The sequence below is a fragment of the Actinomadura macrotermitis genome (assembly GCF_009604375.1).
Lineage (GTDB): Bacteria > Actinomycetota > Actinomycetes > Streptosporangiales > Streptosporangiaceae > Spirillospora > Spirillospora macrotermitis.
Genome location: NZ_WEGH01000004.1, coordinates 577269 through 597314, shown reverse-complemented (window position 1 = coordinate 597314; position 20046 = coordinate 577269). Strand labels below are relative to the sequence as shown.

At 73.4% G+C, this 20046-nt stretch carries 18 protein-coding genes; 12 read left to right on the top strand and 6 right to left on the bottom strand.

Annotation, left to right across the window (positions count from 1 at the left end; genetic code table 11):
• Nucleotides 1–22: 22 nt before the first annotated feature.
• The 3 genes from ACRB68_RS31375 to ACRB68_RS31365 are packed head-to-tail and all read left to right on the top strand — an operon-like array spanning nt 23 to nt 3135.
• Nucleotides 23–1267, top strand: a complete 1245-nt coding sequence (locus ACRB68_RS31375; RefSeq protein WP_153538839.1) for a lytic transglycosylase domain-containing protein — start codon at nt 23–25, stop codon at nt 1265–1267.
• Between the two features lie 42 nt (nt 1268–1309).
• A complete protein-coding gene (locus ACRB68_RS31370; RefSeq protein ID WP_153538838.1) occupies nt 1310–2317 on the top strand; it encodes a ferrochelatase in 1008 nt (335 codons plus the stop codon).
• Entirely contained in the window at nt 2314–3135 is an 822-nt protein-coding gene (locus ACRB68_RS31365) for an inositol monophosphatase family protein (RefSeq protein ID WP_328595014.1), read from the top strand. The genes ACRB68_RS31370 and ACRB68_RS31365 overlap by 4 nt, the downstream gene beginning before the upstream one ends.
• A 51-nt stretch (nt 3136–3186) precedes the next feature.
• On the opposite strand, the gene ACRB68_RS40350 is transcribed toward ACRB68_RS31365, so the two are convergent.
• A complete protein-coding gene (locus tag ACRB68_RS40350) occupies nt 3187–3363 on the bottom strand; it encodes a hypothetical protein (RefSeq protein WP_194293527.1) in 177 nt (58 codons plus the stop codon).
• Between the two features lie 191 nt (nt 3364–3554).
• Between ACRB68_RS40350 and ACRB68_RS31360 the strand changes: the two genes are divergently transcribed.
• Together ACRB68_RS31360 and ACRB68_RS31355 are read left to right on the top strand one after the other, a co-directional pair.
• Nucleotides 3555–4208, top strand: coding sequence for a response regulator transcription factor (locus ACRB68_RS31360; protein WP_328595013.1), 654 nt, complete (start codon nt 3555–3557; stop codon nt 4206–4208).
• Nucleotides 4205–5452 (top strand): sensor histidine kinase, encoded by a 1248-nt coding sequence (locus tag ACRB68_RS31355; protein WP_328595012.1) that lies wholly within the window; start codon nt 4205–4207, stop codon nt 5450–5452. Before ACRB68_RS31360 ends, ACRB68_RS31355 begins: the two co-directional genes overlap by 4 nt.
• Before the next feature lie 4 nt (nt 5453–5456).
• Here ACRB68_RS31355 and ACRB68_RS31350 read toward each other — a convergent pair whose 3' ends face one another.
• Both ACRB68_RS31350 and ACRB68_RS31345 read right to left on the bottom strand, forming a co-directional pair.
• The gene (locus ACRB68_RS31350) at nt 5457–8087 is read right to left on the bottom strand and encodes an ABC transporter substrate-binding protein (protein WP_153538836.1); all 2631 of its coding nucleotides are present in this window, start codon (nt 8085–8087) and stop codon (nt 5457–5459) included.
• An 88-nt stretch (nt 8088–8175) separates the two neighbouring features.
• On the bottom strand, nt 8176–9840 hold the full coding sequence (locus ACRB68_RS31345; RefSeq protein WP_153538834.1) for a serine/threonine protein kinase: 1665 nt from the start codon (nt 9838–9840) through the stop codon (nt 8176–8178).
• Between the two features lie 538 nt (nt 9841–10378).
• Here ACRB68_RS31345 and ACRB68_RS31340 point away from each other — a divergent pair.
• Nucleotides 10379–10675, top strand: a complete 297-nt coding sequence (locus ACRB68_RS31340) for a DUF4193 domain-containing protein (RefSeq protein ID WP_153538832.1) — start codon at nt 10379–10381, stop codon at nt 10673–10675.
• A 20-nt stretch (nt 10676–10695) separates the two neighbouring features.
• Complete coding sequence (locus tag ACRB68_RS31335) at nt 10696–11517, top strand: hypothetical protein (RefSeq protein ID WP_328595011.1); 822 nt, start codon at nt 10696–10698, stop codon at nt 11515–11517.
• Between the two features lie 47 nt (nt 11518–11564).
• On the opposite strand, the gene ACRB68_RS31330 is transcribed toward ACRB68_RS31335, so the two are convergent.
• Together ACRB68_RS31330 and ACRB68_RS31325 are read right to left on the bottom strand one after the other, a co-directional pair.
• Nucleotides 11565–12164 carry a maleylpyruvate isomerase family mycothiol-dependent enzyme gene (locus ACRB68_RS31330; RefSeq protein WP_153538830.1) on the bottom strand — a complete coding sequence of 200 codons (600 nt, stop codon included), beginning with the start codon at nt 12162–12164 and terminating at the stop codon, nt 11565–11567.
• Nucleotides 12165–12250: 86 nt separating this feature from the next.
• Nucleotides 12251–12538 (bottom strand): DUF4235 domain-containing protein, encoded by a 288-nt coding sequence (locus ACRB68_RS31325; protein ID WP_153538828.1) that lies wholly within the window; start codon nt 12536–12538, stop codon nt 12251–12253.
• A 129-nt stretch (nt 12539–12667) separates the two neighbouring features.
• Here ACRB68_RS31325 and valS point away from each other — a divergent pair, with 129 nt between their 5' ends.
• Complete coding sequence (gene valS, locus ACRB68_RS31320; RefSeq protein WP_153538826.1) at nt 12668–15184, top strand: valine--tRNA ligase; 2517 nt, start codon at nt 12668–12670, stop codon at nt 15182–15184.
• A gap of 4 nt (nt 15185–15188) precedes the next feature.
• Here the strand turns inward: valS and ACRB68_RS31315 are convergent, their stop codons facing one another.
• The gene (locus ACRB68_RS31315) at nt 15189–15812 is read right to left on the bottom strand and encodes a TetR/AcrR family transcriptional regulator (RefSeq protein ID WP_153538824.1); all 624 of its coding nucleotides are present in this window, start codon (nt 15810–15812) and stop codon (nt 15189–15191) included.
• Nucleotides 15813–15875: 63 nt separating this feature from the next.
• Here ACRB68_RS31315 and ACRB68_RS31310 point away from each other — a divergent pair, with 63 nt between their 5' ends.
• The 4 genes from ACRB68_RS31310 (at nt 15876) to ACRB68_RS31295 (ending at nt 20022) form a co-directional block, all read left to right on the top strand.
• A complete protein-coding gene (locus tag ACRB68_RS31310; protein ID WP_328595010.1) occupies nt 15876–16823 on the top strand; it encodes an alpha/beta fold hydrolase in 948 nt (315 codons plus the stop codon).
• Nucleotides 16820–17710, top strand: a complete 891-nt coding sequence (locus ACRB68_RS31305) for a metal-dependent hydrolase (protein WP_153538822.1) — start codon at nt 16820–16822, stop codon at nt 17708–17710. Before ACRB68_RS31310 ends, ACRB68_RS31305 begins: the two co-directional genes overlap by 4 nt.
• Nucleotides 17711–17788: 78 nt before the next feature.
• Nucleotides 17789–18976 carry an acyl-CoA dehydrogenase family protein gene (locus tag ACRB68_RS31300; protein WP_328595009.1) on the top strand — a complete coding sequence of 396 codons (1188 nt, stop codon included), beginning with the start codon at nt 17789–17791 and terminating at the stop codon, nt 18974–18976.
• On the top strand, nt 18973–20022 hold the full coding sequence (locus tag ACRB68_RS31295) for an acyl-CoA dehydrogenase family protein (RefSeq protein WP_328595008.1): 1050 nt from the start codon (nt 18973–18975) through the stop codon (nt 20020–20022). Before ACRB68_RS31300 ends, ACRB68_RS31295 begins: the two co-directional genes overlap by 4 nt.
• Nucleotides 20023–20046 lie beyond the last annotated feature (24 nt).

Here is a 20046-nt window from a genome sequence, read left to right as displayed (position 1 = left end):
ACTCGTAGCGACTCTCGTTGGGATGGTTGTGGCTCCTTCCTCGCCTCCGCGCGCACCCGGCACGAGCACCCCGGCCCCCGCTCCGGGGGGCCCGGCGGGCACGCCGCGCCCCCGCCCGGCGACGGCGAGGCGCCGCGGCCTGCCGCTGGCGGTCGCGGGCGTCGGCGTGCTGATCGCCGGCAGCCTCGCCGGCGGCGTGTACGGCGCGCTGACCGTGGAGACGGGCGCGAAGAAGCCCCCCGCGGGGCAGGAGGGGCCGCCGCCCGGCGCGTTCCCCGGCGGCACCGGGCCGGTCACCAACGTCGCCGACGCCGGCCAGGTCGCGCCGCTGCGGCGGGTCGTCCCGCCGGACGTGCTGGCGGTCTCGTCCGGGCAGCCGATCAGCGCCGCCAAGGTCGCCAGGCTGAAGAAGATCGCCAAGGTGAAGGACGTCATCGCGGTCGCGGGCGGCGCCGTCCAGCTGCAGGGCCGCTCGATCAACACCTTCGCGGTGGACCCGTCGGTCTTCCGGTCCTGGACGCCGCCCGGCACCGCCAAGAAGAACGAGCTGTGGACCGCGCTCGCGGCCGGGCAGTTCGTGGTGTCGTCCGACGCCGCCGACCAGCTCCGGCTCAGCCGCGGCTTCCCCTATCCCATCGTCGGGCAGACCATGCCGAACCTGACGATGGGCGGGTCCGGCCCGCTCGGCCTGCCCGGCATCGACATGCTCGTCAACGCCAAGACCGGGCGGGACCTCGGCCTGATCGACAACGTCGCGGTGCTGGTCAACGCGCCCGGCGCGTCCCCGGCCAAGGTCGCCGGCGCGGTCGGCAGGTCGCTCGGGCCCGGCGCGAGCGTGGTCGACCTGAACCAGAAGAAGTACCAGGCGCCCGGGGACGGCCACGGCCGCTCCGGCAGCTACCTGGACCTGTACAAGCAGGCCGCCACGACCTGCCCCGGCCTGTCCTGGACGGTCCTCGCCGCGATCGGCCAGGTCGAGAGCGACCACAACCGCAACCCCGGCCGCTCCAGCGCGGGCGCCCTCGGCCCGATGCAGTTCCTGCCCTCCACCTGGAAGGCCTACGGGGTGGACGGCGACGGCGACGGCAAGGCCGACATCATGAACCCCTACGACGCCATCCCCGGCGCCGCCAAGTACCTGTGCGCCAACGGCGCCGGCCGGGGCGGCCGGAGCCTGTACCGGGCGATCTTCCAGTACAACCACGCCGACTGGTACGTGCAGAAGGTCCTGAACCTCGCCAAGGCCTACGCCGCCCGCTACAGCTGACCCGGCGCCGAGCACCGCCCGGCTGCTGGTTGGATGGATGTCATGAGCACGTACGACGCGTTGCTTCTGGTGTCCTTCGGCGGCCCGGAGGGGCCCGAGGACGTGATCCCGTTCCTGGAGAACGTCACCCGGGGCCGCAACATCCCCCGCAGCCGCCTGGAGGCCGTGGGCGAGCACTACCACCTCTTCGGCGGGGTCAGCCCGATCAACCAGCAGTGCCGGGACCTCAAGGCCGCGATCGAGGCCGACTTCGCCGCGCACGGCGTCGGTGTTCCCGTCTACTGGGGCAACCGCAACTGGGAGCCCTACCTGACCGACACCGTCCGGCAGATGAAGGCCGACGGGATACGCCGCGCCGCCGCCTTCGTCACCTCCGCCTACAGCGGCTACTCCTGCTGCCGGCAGTACCTGGACGACATCGACCGCGCGCGCGCCGAAGTCCCCGACGCGCCCGAGATCGACAAGCTGCGCATCTACTACAACCACCCCGGCTTCGTGGAGCCGTTCATCGAGGCCACCCGCGCCGCGCTGGACGAGCTGCCCGAGGACCTCCGCGACGGCGCGCACCTGGTCTTCAGCGCGCACAGCGTCCCGCTGGCGCAGCCCGGCCAGGAGCTCTACACCGCCGAGCTGAACGACATCTCCGCGCTGGTCGCCGAGCGCGCCGCGCCCGGCCACCCCTGGGAGCTGGTCTTCCAGAGCCGCAGCGGGCCGCCGAGCCAGCCGTGGCTGGAGCCCGACATCGGCGACCACCTGGAGAAACTGCACGCCACCGGCGTCCGGGCCGTGGTGAACGTGCCGGTCGGGTTCGTCTCCGACCACATGGAGGTCAAGTACGACCTGGACGTGGAGGCCACCGGCCTCGCCGCCCGGCTCGGCCTGGCGTTCCGGCGCGCCGCCACCCCCGGCACCCACCCGCGTTTCGTCTCCATGATCAGGGAACTGTTCCAGGAGCGCGCCGCCGGCGCGCCGGACCGGCCGGCCCTCGGCGCCCTCGGCCCGCGCCCGGACGCCTGCCGCGCCGACCACTGCCGAAGGGGGACCGCGTGACCTCTCATGAGGACCTGCTGGACCTGGCCGTCGCGACCGCCCGCGAGGCCGGCCGGATGCTGGTCGACAAGCGCCCCGCCGGCGGCCCGGACGTGGTGCAGACCAAGTCCAGCCCGACCGACGTGGTCACCCAGATGGACCGCGCCGCCGAACAGCTGATCATCGAGCGGATCCGCGCGGCCCGGCCCGGCGACACCTTCCTCGGCGAGGAGGGCGGCACGCAGGGCGGCGGCCCGCAGGCCGGCGACGGCGCCCGCTGGGTGATCGACCCGATCGACGGCACCGTCAACTACCTGTACGACCTGCCCGACTGGGCCGTCAGCATCGCCGTCGAGATCGACGGCGTGGCCGTCGCGGGCGCGATCGAGATGCCGCGCCGGGGCGAGCTGTACACCGCCGTGCGGGGCGGCGGCGCGCTGCTGCACACCGCGTCCGGCACCCGCGAGCTGCGGGTCAACACCGGCGTCCCGCCGGCGCGGGCGCTCGTCGCGACCGGGTTCGGGTACGCCGCCGAGCGCCGCGCCCACCAGGCGCGGGTGCTGACCGGGGTGCTGCCGCGGGTCCGCGACATCCGGCGTGGCGGCGCGTGCTGCGTGGACCTCTGCTCGCTCGCGGCGGGCCGGGTGGACGCCTACTTCGAGCGCGGCGTGCAGGCGTGGGACGTCGCCGCCGGGGCACTGATCGTCGAGGAGGCGGGCGGGCGCGTCGGCGGCCTGCACGGCGCCCCGGTCAGCCCGGAGTTCGCCATCGCCGCCGCGCCGGACCTGTTCCAGGCCCTGCACGACCTGCTCGTGCCGCTCGACCCGGCGCGTGACTGAGACGGAAAAGGACCGGAGCGGGGCTCCGGTCCTTCCGTCGGTGGGACGTGCTCAGTCGCAGCGGGGTGCCTCGACGCCGATGTCGTTGTTCGCCGCGATCCGGCGCAGTTCGCTGATCTCCTCCTGACGGATGTCCACCAGGTAGGTGTCTCCTGCTGCGTGGGCGCTGCGCAGCGACTCGTACGCGTCATCGAGCCGCTGTTGAATCACACGTGTCAACTCGCCCATGGGCCTCCTCCCGGATCAGGCCCTCCCTACCCAAACCGCGGCTTGCGGTAAACCTGTTCCTGGACGGAATTTCACGACGACTTTCCGTGTCCGTGCGGCGGCGCCCTGACGTGGGCTTACGGACGTCTTACGGTGCCCGTGACATACCTGGGGGGACGGCCCGGAACGGGCCGGTCGAGAAGGGGGAGACGGTGCGAGTACTGGTCGTGGAGGACGAACGCGTCCTCGCCGACGCGATCGCCACCGGCCTGCGCCGGGACGCGCTGGCGGTGGACGTGGCCTACGACGGCGCGGGGGCGCTGGAACGGGCCGGCGTCAACGACTACGACGTGATCGTGCTCGATCGCGACCTGCCCAAGGTGCACGGCGACCAGGTGTGCCGGGAGCTGGTGGCGCGCCGCTGCCCGGCCCGGATCATCATGCTGACCGCGGCCGGCGAGCTGGACGACAAGGTCGAGGGCCTGTCCATCGGCGCCGACGACTACCTGGCCAAGCCGTTCGCGTTCGCCGAGCTGGTCGCCCGGGTGCGCGCCCTCGGCCGGCGCGCCGCCGCGCCGCTGCCGCCGGTGCTGGAGCGCGCGGGGGTGACACTGGACCCGGCCCGCCGCGAGGTGCTGCGCGACGGCCGGCCGGTCGAGCTCACCCGCAAGGAGTTCGCGGTGCTGGAGGTGCTGCTGAGCGCGGGCGGCGCGGTGGTGAGCTCCGAGCAGCTGCTGGAGAAGGCCTGGGACGAGCACATCGACCCGTTCACCAACGTGGTCCGGGTGACCATGATGACGCTGCGCAAGAAGCTCGGTGACCCGCCGGTCATCGAGACCGTCCCGGGGGTGGGGTACCGGCTGTGAGCACCCCGCCCGAGCCCGAGGGCCGCGCCGCGTCCGGGAGCCGGACCAGCGGCCCGCACCCCGTCCAGGGCGCCCAGCCGCAGAAGCCGCCGCCCGGCGCGGGCACCCCGCGCGGCGGCTCCTTCATGACCGACGTGCGGGCGCTGCCCGGCCGGGTCAGCCTGCGCCTGCGCCTCACCGTCCTGTACGGCCTGCTGTTCTTCATGGCGGGCGGGCTGCTGCTGTTCGTCACCTACCTGCTGGTCGGCGGCATCCTGGACAGCGTCTTCCCGCCCGGCTGGTGGCTGCGCACCCCCAACGGCGACACGATCGACCCCCGGGTGATCAAGGCGCTGGCGATGAAGCAGCTGGTCGGCCGGTCGCTGGTGGCGCTGGCCGGCGTCGGCATCATCGCGCTGGTGCTCGGCTACTTCGTCGCCGACCGCGCCCTCGGCTCGCTGCAGCGGGTCACCGCGACCGCCCGCCGCCTCTCCGAGAGCACCCTGCACGAGCGGATCGCGCTGCAGGGCCCCGACGACGAGATCAAGGAGCTGGCCGACACCTTCGACGCGATGCTGGAGCGCCTCGGCCAGGCGTTCGACTCCCAGCGCCGCTTCGTCGCCAACGCCTCGCACGAGCTGCGCACGCCGCTGGCCATCAACCGCACGCTGCTGGAGGTCGCGCTCGGCGACCCCGAGGTCTCCGACGACCTGCGCACCATCGGCCGGACGCTGCTGGCCACCAACGCCCGCCACGAGCGGCTGATCGAGGGCCTGCTGCTGCTCGCGCGCAGCGAGCGCGAGCTGACCGCCCGCTCGGCGGTGGACCTCGCCGAGGTCGCCGCGACCGTGCTGGAGCACAGCAAGCGCCGCGAGCACGACAACGAGGTGGCCGTCCACCCCGAGCTGGCGTCCGGCACCACCCTCGGCGACCCGGTGCTGCTGGAGCACCTGGTGTCCAACCTGGTGGACAACGCCATCAAGCACAACGACGACGGCGGCGAGATGTGGATCCGCACCGGCGTGCTGGACGGCTTCACCACCGTCCAGGTCGAGAACACCGGCCCGGTCGTGCCCGCCTACGAGGTGGACCGGCTGTTCGAGCCGTTCCGGCGGCTGAACTCCGACCGGGTCGAGTCGGCCAAGGGCTCGGGCCTCGGCCTGTCCATCGTCCGCTCGGTGGTGCTGGCGCACCGCGGCACCGTCTACGCCGCCCCCCGCACGGGCGGCGGCCTGGTGGTCACCGTGCGCCTCCCGATCGGCTGACGGCTCAGCGCTGTGCGGCGGTGGCCAGGGTGGGGTCGCCGTCGTAGTCCAGGTCCAGGCCGGTGAAGCGGCCGCTGCGGACGGCGACCGAGCCGAAGTCCAGCAGCGGGATGAGCGCCATGTCGTCCAGGGCGACCTTCTCGGCGCTGAGGACGTGCTGGGTGCGCGTGGCGGCGACGGGGTCGGCGAGCGCCTGGTCGAGCAGCCCGTCGAAGCCGGGGTTCTTCCAGCCGCCGTAGTTGCTGAGCGAGTTGGTCGCCGTCGCCGCCTGGTCGCTGCGCAGCAGCGACCGCAGCATCGAGGCGCCGGACGGGTAGTCCGGCCCCCAGCCGAGGACGAGCAGCCCGGAGGCGTCCTTGGCGGTGACGGCGGCGCTCATCTTCCGCAGGTCGCCGAGCGGCAGCGTCTTGATCGTGACCTTCCAGCCGAGGACGCGGGTCAGCTGCTCCTGGACGACCTCGGCGATCTTCTGCTGGCTCGACTCGGTCCGGACGTAGAGGTTCAGCCCGGTGCCCGCGCCCAGCTTGGCCTTGGCGGCGTTCGTCTTGGCCTCGGTGGGGTTCTGCCCCTCGCAGGACGCGCAGGCGCCGGGCCTGCCGAACCCCGGGATCGCCTTCGGGACGATGCCGTGGGCGGGCCTGTAGAAGCCGCCGTACACCGCGTCGCTGATCACCTGCCGGTCCAGCGCGTAGGAGACGGCGAGCCGGCCCTCCCGGGTGGACATCGGGCCGCGCGCGACGAGCGGGACGAGCAGCCGGCTGAAGGGGGCGTCGCGCTGGACCGCGTTCGGCTTGCCGCGCAGCGCGGACAGCGTCGTGGTGTCCGCCCGGGCCCAGTCGGCGTCGCCGCCGAGCGCGGCCGTCGTGGTGTTCTCGGCGAGCCTGACGCTGACGCGGTCGAGCCGCGCGCGGCCGAACGCCCAGGCGGTGTTGGGGGCCAGGACCAGGGACGACTTCGGTGTGTAGGAGTCGACCTTGAAGGGGCCGTTGCCGATGGGCCGGTTGTTGTAGGCGGTGTTGTCGGCCCTGCCGGCGTCCTTCGGCGCGGGGTAGAAGACGGGGTCGGCGAGCCGCTGTTCGAACTCGCAGTCCTTGGTGTCGAGGGTGACGCGCAGGGTGGAGCCGGCCGCCTTCACGCCCGACAGGATCTGGGACTTGCCGCTGATCACCTCGTTCAGCCCCTGGACGCCGGCCATCACGTAGGACGCCGGGCCGAGCTGGTTCTGGGCGTTGCGCGTCCAGCCGCGCACGAACGCCTCGGCGTCGACGGGCTCGCCGTTGCTGAACGTCGTCCCGGTGCGGATCTCGATCTGCCAGCTCTTGCAGCCGTCCTGCGGGGTCACGCTCGTGGCGAGGCGCTTGGTGACCGAGCCGTCGGCGGAGACGTCGGTGAGGCCGGTGAACAGCTGCTTGGCCACCATCCGGCCCGTGCCGCCGCTGCTGTGCGACGGGTCGAGCGCGTCGCCGTCGGAGGGCGGTGCCGCGACCATCCGCAGTTCGCCGCCCGGCCGGAGGGTCGTCGTGGTCGGGGTGGGCTCGCCGTCCGGGACCAGTACCGCCGCCAGGGCGACCGCCACCGCGATGAACGCGGCCCCGGCCACCCCCGCCAGGATGCCGATGCGCCGCCGGGACCCGCCGCCGGACGGATGCGGGGGCATCGTCTGCTGCTGATGCCAGGGCGGCTGGATCGGCCCCGGTGGCGGCGTCGTGGGCGGCGCCGGCGCGGGGACGGGAGGCGGCGGTGCGGCGAAGGTGCCGGTGACGGCGGCTGCGGCGCCCTGGCCGAGCACGTCGGCGGGCACGGCGCCCGCAGGGGCGCGCAGCCCGCCCGCCAGTGTCAGCAGCCGGATCAGCACCTGCTGGGCGGACGGCCGCAGCGCCGGGTCCTTGGCCAGGCAGTCGGCGGCCAGTGAGCGCAGCGGCTCGGGCAGCCGGCCGAGGTCGGGCGGCGCGTTCAGGATGCGGTGCATGACCGCGGGGATGGAGTCCTGCCCGAACGCCGGCCGCCCCCCGGCCGCGTAGACCATGGTGGCGCCCCAGGCCCACACGTCGGCGGCCGGGCCGACCGGCGTGCCGGAGATCTGCTCGGGCGCCATGTAGGCCGGGGTGCCGACGGCGGTGCTGGACAGCGTGCCGGTGGCGTCCAGCGCGCGGGCGATGCCGAAGTCGATCACGCGCGGGCCGTCGGCGGCCAGCAGCACGTTGCCGGGCTTGAAGTCGCGGTGCACCACCCCGGCCTCGTGGATGGCGGCGAGCGCGGTCATCGTGCCGATCGCCAGCCGGTCCAGGTCGCTGCCGCGGCGCGGCCCGTACCGCGACAGCACCTCGGCGAGCGAGGGGCCGTCGATGTACTCGCTGACGATGTAGGGCCGGTCGCCCTGCACGTCGGAGTCCAGCAGCCGGGCGGTGCAGAACGGCGCGACCCGCTGCGCCACCGCGACCTCGGCGGCGAACCGCGACCGGGCCCGCGGGTCGCCGCTGAACCGGGCGTGCAGCAGCTTCACCGCGACGCGGACGCCCTCGGGGTCCTCGCCGAGGTACACCGAGCCCTGCCCGCCCTCGCCGAGCAGGCCGAGCAGGCGGTAGGGGCCGAGCGCGTCGGGGTCGCCCCCGCGCAGCGGAGTCGGGTCCGGCATGGCGTTCCTTCCGGGGGGTGGGCGACGCGCTGGGAAGATCACAGGGGCCCGGCGCGTGCACGCCGGGCCCCTGTCGATCAGGGCGCCCCTACTGCTTGGTGACGGTGCCGTACGCTTCGGCCGTCGTGGAGTACTGCTTGCTGTCGGACCGCCACTCCCACCGCATGCTGCTGGAGCCGGGGTTGTAGAAGGTGACGTACCCGTCGGCGCACTGGCTCTTGTTGGTCGAGATGGCGGTCTCGCGGTAGACCAGCTTGTCGTCGCCGTTGCCGCCCGACTGCAGCGTCAGCCGGGTGATGCAGGTGATGTGCGAGGCGGACGGGTAGACGTACATCGCCGTGCCCGACTTGCCGAGCAGGTAGAACTTCGGCTCGAAGTTCCGCGAGTCGGCGTCGGTGCCCGGCTGGTAGCCGGTGCCCTTCCAGGTGCCGATGATGCCGTCGCCGAGCGCGCCGCTGGTCGGCGGCGAGTAGGTGAGGGTCGGCCGGATCGGCGTCGGGTCGTCGTCCTTCTTGCTGCCGATGACGATCAGCACCACCAGCACGATGACGCCGATCAGCGCGAGCACGCCGCACCCGATGCCGATCGCGACGCCGGGGTTGGAGCCCGACGACTGCTTGGGCGGCCCGTAGGCCGGTCCCGGCATGCCGGGACCGGGCATGGGCGGGCCGGGCTGGCGCAGCGGCATCGGCGGCTGCTGGCCGGGACCGCCCTGGTACATCGGCATCGGCGGCGGGGTGGGCGGACCGCCCATGGCGCCCATGCCGGGCATGCCGCCCTGGTTCATCGGCATCGGCGGGGGCGTGATCATGTGCGGCGGCGGCGCCTGCCGGGCGGCCGGGACCGGCGGCGGCGCGGGCAGCTGCGCGGCGATCCGGGTGCCCTGGTTCAGCAGCTCCTCGGAGTCGGCCTGGCCCGCGGGCGCCGCGCCCGCCGAGCTCAGCAGGTGCAGCAGCAGCTGCGCGGCCGGCGGGCGCAGCCCGGCGTCCTTGGACAGGCAGCGGCCGATCAGGTCGCGCAGCGGGCCGGCCGGCAGCGCCGACAGGTCCGGCTCCTCGTTCAGGATCCGGTTGATGATGACCGGGAGGGTGTCGGCCTCGAACGGCGACTGGCCGGTTCCGGCGAACACCATCGTCGCGGCCCAGGCGAAGATGTCCACCGCGGGGGTCAGCGGGGCGCCGGTCAGCTGCTCGGGGGCCAGGTAGCCGGGCGTGCCGACCACCATGCCGGTCGCGGTGACTGCGCTCTCCTGGGAGTTGACGGTGCGCGCGATGCCGAAGTCCACCACGCGCGGGCCGTCGGAGGCCAGCATGACGTTGTTGGGCTTGAAGTCGCGGTGCACGATGCCGGCCTCGTGGATGGCCGCGAGGGCGGTCACCGTGCCGATGGCCAGGCGCTCCAGCTCGGCCTTGCCGAACGGGCCGTTGTGCGCGATCACGTCGTGCAGCGACGGGCCGTCGATGAACTCGCTGACCACGTAGGGCTGGTCGCCGTGCACGTCGGCCTCGAGCACCCGGGCGGTGCAGAACGGCTCGACCTTCTGCGCGGCCGCGACCTCGCGGGTGAAGCGGGCCCGCGCGGACGGGTCGGAGGCCATCTGGGCGTGCAGCAGCTTGATGGCGACGTACTCGCCGCCGCCGCGCGGCCGGCCGAGGAAGACCGCGCCCTGCCCGCCCGCGCCGAGACGCCCGACGACCTCGAACTGACCAAGTGCGCGGGGATCGCCTGGCTCCAGCGGAGCGGCATCCGGCATCTGTTCCTCCAGTGACCCACAGTGAGAAGAAAGCCCGTGGGAGGGAACGGCCCCGGAAACGGGCCGCCCCGGCCATAGCCGTCGCGTCGCCGTGCTTGGGGCCCACCCAACCTCAGGCGGGCACGATATCGCGTTAGTTCAGACGTTTCACTGGCGTGTCCGGTTCAGCCCGGGACGCCGTTCGTTCGACGCGGCGTCACCGCGGGACCGTTCCCGTGCCGCGGGCCGGCGGGCGCCACGGCCCGGTTGGCGCGCGCAAGGCTCCGGGGAGAGATATGATCCCGCCGCCGCAGGTCGCTCTGACAGGTGCCGCGGGTCCTGATCCAGGTCGTGACAAGCTACCCGGAAAGTGACATACGCCACATTGTGAGGTCTCAATCCGGGTGATCGGTGTCACTGCCGAGACCGGTCGCGCCTCGTGTGTCGCAGTTCACCGCCCGTGACAGAATTTCCGGCCCGGATCGGGCACAAGAACGGCCCCCCGAGCGTTAGATCCGCGCGACGGGGCGCATAAAGCATCGAGGGGGATGGAGACAACATGGCGACCGACTATGACAGCCCACGCAAGACCGACGACGACATCAACGAGGACAGCCTTCAGGAGCTCCAGGCCCGGCGTGCCGACAAGGCGGCCAGCATCATCGACGAGGACCTGGACGCCGGCGAGGTCGCCGAGCTTCCCGGTGCCGACCTGTCGAACGAGGAGCTGACCTTCCGGGTCGTGCCGCGCCAGGCCGACGAGTTCACCTGCACGCGCTGCTTCCTGGTGCACCACCGCAGCCAGCTGGCGACCGAGAAGAACGGCCAGCCGATCTGCCGTGAGTGCGCCGCCTGACCCTTGACAAGGAGCTGCCGGTGCCGGGAGAACAGCACGACGCACGAGACGCACGAGATGTGGAGCCGTCGCACGACGGCGGCTCCGCCGAGATCGGTGAGCTGATCGGCCGGCTCTCCGGTGACGAGGCGATGGACCACGAGACCCGCGGGCGCATGCTCGGCCGCCTGGCGCGGCTGCTCGGCCACAGCGCGCGCCGCGCGGGCGCCGCGGGCGTGGGCCGCGGCAAGTGGCTGGCCGACCTGCTGGTCGCCGCCGGCCCGCACATCCCGATCCGTGATCTGGAGACGCTGAGCGCCCACCACCACGGCCTGGCCGGCGAGGAACTCGCCGACAGCCTGGTGAAGGCGGCCAGCAACGCCACCACCGCCGTCGGCGCGGCCGGCGGCGCGCTCGCCGCGGTGGAGTTCGCCGCTCCGCCGCTGCTGCTCACCGCGCCGGCCCAGCTCGCCGCCGAGTCCCTGGTGGTGGCGGCGATCGAGGTCAAGATGCTCGCCGAGCTGCACGAGGTCTACGGCGTGCGGGTGGAGGGCTCGGGCGCGGTGCGCGCCGCGGCGTTCCTGACCTCCTGGGCCAAGCAGCGCGGCGTGAACCCGCTGGAGGGCGGTTCCCTGGCCAACATGCTCGGCACCACCGCCAAACAGGCCCTGCGCAAACGGCTGCTGAAGACCCTCGGCCGCAGCTTGACGACCATGGGGCCGTTCCTCACCGGCGCCGCCGCCGGCGCGGCCCTCAACCGGACGGCCACCAAGAGGCTGGCCGGCAAGGTCCGCGGCGACCTGCGCGGCGGACCCGCCCCCCTGCCGGGCCTCCCCCCTGAGCTCGGCGAAGCCAAGCGTTAGCCCCGCGGCCGTGCGGCGCGTCCCCCGGGACGCGCCGCACGACCGGTTCAGGCGAACTCCAGCTCTCCGGTGACCGAGTCCCGGCCGGTCAGCCACATGCCGAGCGCCTCACGGGTGCCGCGCACCTGCGGGCCGCGTCCGACCGGACGGTGCCCGTCGGTCGGCACCAGCCGGTGCCGCAGCACCCGCCGGTTCAGCCACAGGCTGAGCTGCAGCCCCTCCCGGAAGATCGCGGTGGCCACCTCGTCCGGCACCCGCCGCTCCCGGCCGAGCCCGCGGACCACGTCCTGGTGGTGCACGCCGAGGTCACCGAGCAGGATCGGGGCGCCGAGCCGGCTGGTCGCGCTGGGGCTGGCGGCCCAGTGCCGGGCCCACTCCATCAGCCGCGCCCGCGGCAGCGCGCGCACCTTGTCGGCCTGCGCCTGGTTCGCGGCGTTGATCTTGCCGCGGTAGGGGAGATAGGAGCTGAGCAGGTAGTCGAGGCCGATCACGTGGCCGAGGACGTCGCGCGGGGCCCAGGCGGTGCAGAGCGTCGGGCCGGCGTCGAACTCCTCGTCGGGCAGCGACTCCAGGGTCTCGATCAACCGGAAGCGCTCGGCCCGCAGCGCCTTCTCGTAGGGCAGCGAGACCTTGTCCAGGGGGAGCATCGTGGTCGATCCCTTCCTTGCCGGGATCGACCACGATACGCAGGCGCCGGGCGGGGGCCGTAATTGACCCCCGGTCCAATGCGCCGTCAGACCTCGGCCTTCAGGTGCGCCGGGAGCGCGCCGGTGCCCTTGGCCCACTGCCGCGCCGCGGCCCGCGTGGCCAGCAGCCGCGCCACCTCCACGCCGATGCCCATGACCACGATCCAGCCGATCGCCTCGCTGAGCGCGACCTCCGGCGACTCGGGGTTGGTCGGCGGCTCCTTGCCGGTGCTCTTCTTCCAGGCGGCCGCGATCGCCTTCTTGGCGACGAAGCCGCCCGCGAACGCCGAGCCCGCGGCGAGTACCCGCCAGCCCATGTCGCCTCTGTCAGCCATCCTCGTCCTCCCTCGTCCAATCCTGGTCCGACGCTATCGGATGCGTGTACCCCCGCAGGGGCGCGGATCACCGCGGGACACAGGGGAATCGGCATGCGGCGGCGCCGGCCCTGTCAATACCATTGGGACATGACAGATCAGCCGCGTACGCCGAACGTCCCCGCCAAGCCCTCCCTGGACGGCCTGGAGGACAAGTGGGTACGCGTCTGGGAGGACGCCGGCACCTACCGCTTCGACCGCTCGAAGTCCCGGGCCGAGGTCTACTCGATCGACACGCCGCCGCCGACCGTCAGCGGGTCCCTGCACGTCGGGCACGTCTTCTCCTACACCCACACCGACGCCGTCGCCCGCTACCAGCGCATGCGCGGGCGCGCGGTGTTCTACCCGATGGGGTGGGACGACAACGGGCTGCCGACCGAGCGGCGCGTCCAGAACTACTTCGGGGTGCGGTGCGACCCGTCGCTGCCCTACGACCCCGCCTTCGAGCCGCCGGCCAAGCCCGACCCCAAGAGGCAGGTCCCGGTGTCGCGGCGCAACTTCATCGAGCTGTGCGAGCGGCTCACCGAGGTCGACGAGAAGGCGTTCGAGGAGATGTGGCGCCGCGTCGGCCTGTCGGTCGACTGGAACCACCTGTACACCACGATCGGCGACGACTCGCGGGCCGCGTCGCAGCGCGCGTTCCTGCGCAACCTGGCGCGCGGCGAGGCGTACCTGTCCGAGGCGCCGACGCTGTGGGACGTCACCTTCCGCACCGCCGTCGCGCAGGCCGAGCTGGAGGACCGCGAGCACCCCGGCGCCTTCTACAAGATCCGTTTCCATGGTGACGAGCGGCCCGTCTACATCGAGACGACCCGGCCCGAGCTGCTGCCCGCGTGCGTCGCGCTGGTCGCCCACCCCGACGACGAGCGCTACCGGGAGCTGTTCGGCACGACCGTGCGGACGCCGCTGTTCGATGTCGAGGTCCCGGTGCTGCCGCACCGCCTCGCCGACCCCGAGAAGGGCACCGGCATCGCGATGATCTGCACGTTCGGCGACGTCACCGACGTGGTGTGGTGGCGCGAGCTGGACCTGCCGACCCGCGCCGTCCTGGACTGGGACGGCCGCCTGGCCGCCGAGCCGCCGGCCGGCGTCCCGGCGCACCCCTACGACGAGCTGGCCGGCAAGACGGTCTTCTCGGCCAAGGAACGCGTGGTGGAGCTGCTGCGCGAGTCCGGCGACCTGGACGGCGAGCCGCGCAAGATCACCCGGCCGGTGAAGTTCTACGAGAAGGGCAGCAAGCCCCTGGAGATCGTCACCACCCGGCAGTGGTACATCCGCAACGGCGGCCGGGACGCGGCGCAGCGCGACCGGCTGCTCGCCCGCGGCGCCGAGCTGAAGTGGCACCCGTCCTACATGCGGGCCCGCTACGACAACTGGGTGGAGGGCCTGAACGGCGACTGGCTGATCTCGCGGCAGCGGTTCTTCGGCGTGCCGATCCCGGTCTGGTACCCGCTGGACGAGGCGGGCGAGCCCGACCACGGCGCGCCGATCGTCCCGCCGGAGTCGGCGCTGCCGGTCGACCCGTCGGCCGAGACGCCGCCCGGCTACACCGAGGACCAGCGCGGCAAGGCCGGCGGCTTCACGGCCGACCCCGACGTCATGGACACCTGGGCGACCTCGTCGCTGACGCCGCAGATCGCCGGCGGCTGGGAGCGCGACGCGGACCTGTTCGGCCGGGTGTTCCCGTTCGACCTGCGGCCGCAGGCGCACGACATCATCCGCACCTGGCTGTTCTCCACGGTGGTGCGGGCCGATCTGGAGCACGGCTCGCTGCCGTGGTCCGACGTGGCGCTGTCGGGCTGGATCCTGGACCCCGACCGCAAGAAGATGTCCAAGTCCAAGGGCAACGTGGTCACCCCGATCGCGCTGCTGGAGGAGTACGGCTCGGACGCGGTCCGCTACTGGGCGGCCAACGGGCGCCCCGGCACCGACACCGCGTTCGACACCGGGCAGATCAAGGTCGGCCGGCGGCTGGCCATCAAGCTGCTGAACGCCTCCAAGTTCGTCCTCGGCTTCGGCGAGGCCGCCGAGGACGCGGCGGTCACCGAGCCGCTGGACCTGGCGATGCTGGCGTCGCTGGCGCGCGTGGTCGAGGAGGCCACGCAGGGCTTCGACGGCTATGACTACACCCGGGCGCTGGAGCGGACCGAGCGGTTCTTCTGGGAGTTCTGCGACGACTATCTGGAGCTGGTCAAGTCCCGCGCGTACGGGGAGGGCGCCGAGGCGCAGTCGGCGCGGGCGGCGCTGCGCACGGCGCTGTCGGTGCTGCTGCGGCTGTTCGCGCCCATCCTGCCGTTCGTCACCGAGGAGGTCTGGTCCTGGTGGCGCGAGGGGTCGGTGCACCTGGCGGAGTGGCCGGCGGCGGGTGAGCTGCCGTCCGGCGGCGACCCGGCGGTGCTGGCCGCGACGGCCGAGGCGCTGCGGCAGGTCCGCAAGGCCAAGTCCGCGGCGAAGGCGTCCATGCGCGCCGACGTGGCCCGCGCGGTCGTGCGCGGCGCGGACGGCACGCGGATCGTCCGGGACGACCTGGCGGCGGCGGGCCGGATCGCCGACCTGACGCTGGCGGACGGCTCGGGCGTCCTGACCGTCGAGGTCGAGCTGGCCTGACCCCTCATCCAGGCCGGTCGGCGTCCGGATCGGTGGCGCCGACCGCCTGGAGCACGCCGCCGAGCGCGCGGACGGCGAGGTCGCGCACGTCGTCGCGGGGCAGGTCGTGCTCTTCCAGCCAGGAGCGGGCGGCGCCCTCGACGAACGACAGCCAGCCGTCCAGCGCGACGCGCAGCACCGGGCGCGGGGTGTCCGCGCCGACCAGGCCCTGCGCCATCGCGGTCAGCAGCCGCCGCCGCGACCGGTGGTAGAAGGCGACGACCTCGGCGTCCACGCCGACGCCGCCGCTGGTGACGGTCTGGAACGCGCTGTGGTGGGTCTCGGCCCACCACAGGAAGCCGTCGAGGGTGCGGATGAGCCGCTCGGTCGGGGACAGGTCGTCGAAGCCCTCGGCGAGGGCGTTCAGGGTCTCGGCGGCCTGGGCGATGACGGCGAGGAACAGGCCGCGCTTGCTGTCGAAGTAGTAGTAGATCAGCCCCTTGGCGACGCCGGCGGCGGCCGCGATCTCGTCGATGGACAGGGCGTCGTAGGGGCGGTCGGCGAACAGCCGCGCGGCGGCCTGCAGGATCGCGGCGCGCCGTGCCTCGCCGCGCTTCGCAGGCCCTTGCGGTTCCGCCTCGGCCGTCATCGCGCCCCCTCTTGACTTTGGTTCAAGGTCGTCTCCATATTAGATCCCAAATCTAATTGTGTGGTGGTGGCAGACGTGAAGACGCGCAAGGTCAAAACCCGCGACGTGAAACTGGCCGTATGTGAGTACGACGAGACCGGCGACCCCTCGGCCCCGACGGTCGTGCTCGTGCACGGCTACCCCGACACCCAGGCCGTCTGGGAGCCGGTCGCCCGGCTGCTCGCCGAGCGGTTCCACGTGGTCACCTACGACGTGCGCGGCGCCGGCGCGTCCGGCCGCCCGCGGCGCACCCGGGCGTACGCGATGGAGCACCTGGCCGACGACCTGCGCACGGTGATCGACGCGGTGTCCCCGGACCGGCCCGTCCACCTGGTCGGCCACGACTGGGGGTCGGTGCAGTGCTGGGGCGCGGTGACCGGTGACGCGCTGGGGGGGCGCGTCGCCTCCTTCACCTCCGTGTCCGGTCCGTGCATCGAGCACTTCGGGCAGTGGGTCCGCGACCGGCTGCGGCGCCCCACCCCGCGGCGCCTCGCCGAGCTGGCCGGGCAGTTCGCCCGGTCCTGGTACCTGGTGTTCGGCGCGGTCCCTGGGGTGCCGCAGCTGTTCTGGCGGTTCGGCGGCACCCGGCTGTTCCCCGTCCTGGTCGAGCGGACCGAGGGGCTGACCCGCGAGCCCGCGCCCACGTTCCGCAAGGACGCCCTGTACGGGATGAAGCTCTACCGTGCCAACGCGGTGCGGTTCCTGCGCCCGGGGGACCGGTGCCGCACGACCGTGCCGGTGCAGGTCGTCGCGCCGACCAAGGACGCGTTCGTGTCGCCGCACCAGTCCCGCGACCTCGCACCGTACGTGGACCGGTACTGGCGGCGCGAGCTGCCCGCCGGGCACTGGGGCGCGGTGTGCACGCGGCCGGACGTGCTCGCGGGGTGGATCACCGAGTTCGCCCGGTATATCGAGGGCGCGCCCCAGCCCGCCGCGCTCGCGGCGGCGGAGATGGCGGGGGCCGCGCGATGAGCGAACCGGACGAGCGCCACCCCGTCATCACCCCGCGCCGGGTGCGGTTCGACTGGGAGGGCACCCCGCTCCACTGGATCCCGGACGAGCCCGTCGCCACGCACTTCATCAACACGCTGCACCTGCTGCTGCCCGCCGGGGAACGCTGGTTCGTGCACGTCTACAAGCAGACGCTGCCGCTGATCAAGGACGAGCGGCTGCGCGCCGAGGTCAAGGGGTTCATGGGGCAGGAGGCGGTGCACGCCTACTCCCACCAGGGCGTCCTGGACCGGCAGATGCGCGCGCGGGGCCTGGACCCGCGGCCGCTGACCCGCCGCATCGAGTGGATGTTCCAGAACCTGCTGGGCGACCGGCCGCCGGTGCCGCTGATCCCGCGCCGGGTCTGGCTGAACTTCCGGATCGGGGTCATCGCCGGGATCGAGCACTACACCGCCGTCCTCGGCCAGTGGATCCTGGACGCCCGCGAGCTGGACGAGGCGGGCGCCGACCCGACGATGCTGGACCTGCTGCGCTGGCACGGCGCCGAGGAGGTCGAGCACCGGTCGGTGGCGTTCGACGTCTACCAGTACGTGTCGGGGGCCTACTGGCGGCGGTTCGTCACCTTCTTCGCCGGGGTGGTGGCGATGCCGCTCGCCGTCTATGCGGGCGCGGCCTACCTGTGCCGGGCCGACCCGTCGCTGCGCGGGGTGCGGCCGCGGCTGCGCGACTACCGGCGGGCGGTGCGGCGGGGGATCTTCCCGGGCAACCGGTTCATGATCGCGGCGGCCCGCGCCTACCTGCGCCGCGACTACCACCCGTCGCGGGAGTGCTCGACGCGCAAGGCGCTGGAGTACCTGGCGACGTCGCCGGCGGCGCTGGCGGCGGCGAAGGGGACGCCGGGCGGGTGAACCGAACGTCGTTCCGATCGGGCCGGGCGGACGCTAGTGTAAGTGGGCACTGACTGCCGTCCTCGGAGGAGTCTGCCCGTGCCTGATCTGGACGAGTACGCCCGCCGGGCCCGCGCCTGGCTGGAGACCGCGACGGCCGCGCTGCCGCCCGATCCCGGCCTCGCCGCCGCCCGCGCCTTCATGGCCGATCTCCACGACGCCGGCTACTCCGGCATCACCTGGCCGGCCGAGTACGGCGGGCAGGGCCTGTCGGCCGCCGAGGAGCGCGTGTTCCAGCAGGCGGCGCGCGACCTGGTGCTGCCGGTCGGGGTCTTCGGCATCGGCCTCGGCATGTGCGGGCCGACGCTGCTGTCGATCGGCACCGAGGAGCAGAAGCGCCGCTACATCCGGCCGCTGCTGCGCGGCGAGGAGATCTGGTGCCAGATGTTCTCCGAGCCGGGCGCCGGCTCGGACGTCGCCTCGCTGCAGACCCGAGCCGTCCTGGACGGCGACGCCTGGCTCGTCAACGGGCAGAAGGTGTGGACGTCGGTCGCCAAGCAGGCCGACTTCGGCCTGCTGATCGCCCGGACCAATCCCGACGTGCCGAAGCACCAGGGCATCACGATGTTCGTCGTCGACATGCACGACCCCGGCGTCACCGTCCGGCCGCTGCGCGACATGACGGGCGAGTCGCACTTCAACGAGGTCTACTTCGACGACGTGCGGATCGCCGCGGACCAGGTCGTCGGGGAGGTCGACGGCGGCTGGTCGGCGGCCGTCACCACGCTGCTGCACGAGCGGGTGTCGATCGGGATGGGCGCCGCGCGCACCGAGCGGCCCGCCTCGTTCGAAGCACTGTCGGGCGCCGCCCGCGAGCGCGGGCTGCTCGCCAACCCGCTCGTCCGGGACCGGCTCGTGGACCTCTACCTACAGGAGCGCGCGTTCGACCTGCTGAGCGCGCGGATGTCGCAGGAGGTCAAGGCGGGGATCCAGCCGGGGGCGCGCGGGTCGGTGGTCAAGCTGCTGCTGGCCGAACTGACCCTGGACTCGGCCGACGCCGCCAGCGAGATCCTCGGGCCGGGCACCGTCGCCCACGACGACGACGGGAAGATCGCCCGCGCGCTGGCGTGGGGGCCGGGCATGGCGCTCGGCGGCGGCACCAACGAGATCATGCGCAACATCATCGGCGACCGCGTCCTCGGCCTGCCGCGCGAGCCGCAGGTGGACCGCACCGTCCCGTTCCGCGACCTGAAGGTCGGCACGCAGGCGAAGGAGGCCAGCAAGTGAGGCTGATCCCGACCGACGAGCAGAAGGACCTGGCGGCGGCCGTCCGCGCGTTCGTCGCCGAGACCTCGCCCCTGTCGCGCGTCCGCGAGGTCGCCGAGTCCGGCGAGCCCTACGACCGGCGCGTGTGGGCGCGCATGTCGGGCGAGCTCGGGCTGCCCGGCCTGGTGATCCCCGAGGAGCACGGCGGCGCGGGGGCCGGGCGCGGCGAGCTCGGCGCCGTCCTGGAGGAGCTCGGCGCGGCCCTCACCCCCTCGCCGCTGCTCGGTGCGGTCTTCGCCGCCGACCTGCTGCTCGCCTGCGGCGACGCGGGCGCCGCCAAGGACCTGCTGCCGGGCATCGCCGCCGGGACGACGATCGCCACCGCGTTCTGGGCGAACCCGGACGACCCGGCCATCGAAGTCCGTTCGGGGGAGCTGCACGGCGTCGCCCCGCGCGTCCTGAACGGCGCGGACGCCGACCTGGTGCTGGTCGCGGCGGGCGACGGCCTCTACGCCGTCGAGTCCGGCTTCACCGCGACGCCGCTGACGACGCTGGACCTCACCCGCCCGCAGGCCCGGCTGGAGTTCGCCGGGACGCCCGCCCGCCGCGCCGGGACCGCCGACGTCGCCCGCGCGCTGGACCTGGCGTCGGTCGCGCTCGCCGCCGAGCAGCTCGGCGGGCTGCGCCGCTGCCTGGACGTCATCGTCGAGTACGCCAAGCTGCGCGTGCAGTTCGGCCGCTATGTCGGGTCGTTCCAGGGCGTGAAGCACAAGCTCGCCGACATGCACTGCGTCCTGGAGCAGGCCGAGTCGATCGTCCGGTACGCCTGCTGGGCCGCCGACGAGGACCCGTCCGAACTGCCCGTGGCGGCGGCGCTCGCCCAGTCCTACCTGGGGCGCGCCTACTTCCGCGTCGCCAAGGACCACCTGCTGCTGCACGGCGGCATCGGATTCACCTGGGAGCACGACGCGCACCTGTACTACAAGCGCGCGAAGACCGACGAGCTGCTGCTGGGAGCACCGCGCCACCACCGCACCCGGCTCGCCGGGCACCTCGGCCTGCTTTAGCTTTTCAGGAACCCCACCAGGGCG